The organism is Bradyrhizobium sp. STM 3843 (assembly GCF_000239815.1).
Lineage (GTDB): Bacteria > Pseudomonadota > Alphaproteobacteria > Rhizobiales > Xanthobacteraceae > Bradyrhizobium.
In genome coordinates, this window is record NZ_CAFK01000172.1 from 1 (window position 1) to 1,929 (window position 1,929).

Sequence of the window (1,929 nt, forward strand, 5' to 3'; positions counted from 1 at the left end):
GGCGGCTTCGGCGCGGGCCCGCTCCTCGACCTGCTCCTTCAGCGCCGCGATCAGGCCCGGACGGTCGAACTTGGCGATGTAGTCGTAGAAGCCGGCCTGGCGGCCGCGCTCGATCGCCGCCGGCGACACCAGCGACGACACCGCGATCACCGGCAGGTGGTGCAGATGCTGATCGGCGCGGATGGTCTCGGCGAACTCGAAGCCGTTCATCTCCGGCATCTCGATATCGGTGACGACGATGTTGTAGTTCTGCCCCGAGCGCAGCGCGGCCAGGCCCTCGATCGCCGAGCTTGCGGTCCGCACCTTGTAGCCGGCCGACTTCAACACCGGCGCCAGCATATTGCGGAAGAACGGCGAGTCGTCGACCAGCAGCACCGACTGGGTCTGTGCCTCGGTCGCCATCTCCTTGCGGATGAACCAGTCGGCGAACGCCATCGGCAGGAAGTGGCCGACATCGATCACCTCGGTGGCCTGGCCCTTGATGACCGCCGAGCCGAGGATGCCATCGCGCGAGCCGGAGACCTGGATGTGGAGCCGCTCCTCGACGATGTCGATGATCTCGTCGACCACGAGGCCCATCGCGCGGGTCTCGTCGGCGAACACCAGGATCGGCTGCGAACCAGTGGTCTGGACCGAGACGCCCTCCATCTGCACCAGCGGCATCAGCTGATCGCGGTACTGCACCATGTAGCGGCCGTTCGAGATCTCGATCTTGTCGGCCGCGATCTCCTCGAGCCGCGTGACCAGCGCCAGCGGCACCGCCTTGGGCTGCGCCGTGCCGGCGCGGAACACCAACAGCGAGGTGAGCTGCTCGCCGGTCGTGGCGTGATGCAGCGCGTGCTCGTCGGCCACCGCCTGCGAGGCCGAGCCGGCGGCGCCGAGCGCCTTGGCAATGCCGTTGGGATCGATGATCATGATCACCGCGCCGTCGCCCAGGATGGTGTTGCCCGAGAACATGTCGATGTGGCGCAGCTTGGTCGACATCGGCTTGACCACGATTTCCTCGGTGTGGAACACGCCGTCGACCACGATGCCGAAGGTCTGGCTGCCGACCTGGGTTACCACGATGAAGCCGTTCTCCGGGTCGGTCGAGGAGCCGTCGTCGATCTTCAGGAGCTTCTTCAGATGCATCAGCGGCAACAGCTTGTTGCGCAGGCGCAAGACCGCGGTGTCCTTGATGCGCTCGATGCGGTGCTCGGAATTGGCGCGCGCCCGTACCAATTCGACCACCGACAATTGCGGGATCGCGAAGCGGTCGCCGCCGGCCTCGACGATCAGCGCCGAGACGATGGCGAGCGTCAGCGGGATCTTGATCGTGACCGAGGTGCCCTCGCCGGCCACCGACTTGATGTCGATGGTGCCGCCGATCTGGTCGATATTGGTGCGCACCACGTCCATGCCGACGCCGCGCCCGGACACCGAGGTGACGGCGGCCGCGGTCGAGAAGCCCGGCTCGAAGATGAATTTGTGGATCTGGGCTTCCGTCATCTTCTCGAGCTCGGCCTCGCTGACGAGGCCGTTGCCGACCGCCTTGGCCTTGATCCGCTCGGTGTTGAGCCCGCGGCCGTTGTCGGCGATGCAGATGATGATGTGGCCGCCTTCGTGATAGGCGGAGAGCCGGATCGTGCCCTGCTCCGGCTTGCTGGCGGCGGCGCGCTCGGCCGGGGTCTCGAGACCATGGTCGGCGGAGTTGCGCACCATATGGGTGAGCGGGTCCTTGATCAGGTCGAGCACCTGGCGGTCGAGCTCGGTGTCGGCGCCGTGCATCTCGAGCTCGATCTGCTTGCCGAGTTCGGTGGCGAGGTCGCGCACGATGCGCGGCAGCTTCTGCCAGGCATTGCCGATCGGCTGCATGCGCGTCTTCATGACGCCTTCCTGCAGCTCGGCGGTGACGTTGGAGAGCCGCTGCAGCGGCACCTTGAACTCGGT

General features: G+C 66.5%; 1 protein-coding gene. It reads right to left on the bottom strand.

Translation table 11 applies throughout. The features are described 5' to 3' along the window. Window positions 1–1,929, bottom strand: a 1,929-nt coding sequence (locus tag BRAS3843_RS18585; RefSeq protein WP_035982123.1) for a hybrid sensor histidine kinase/response regulator, incomplete at both ends; no start/stop codon positions are given.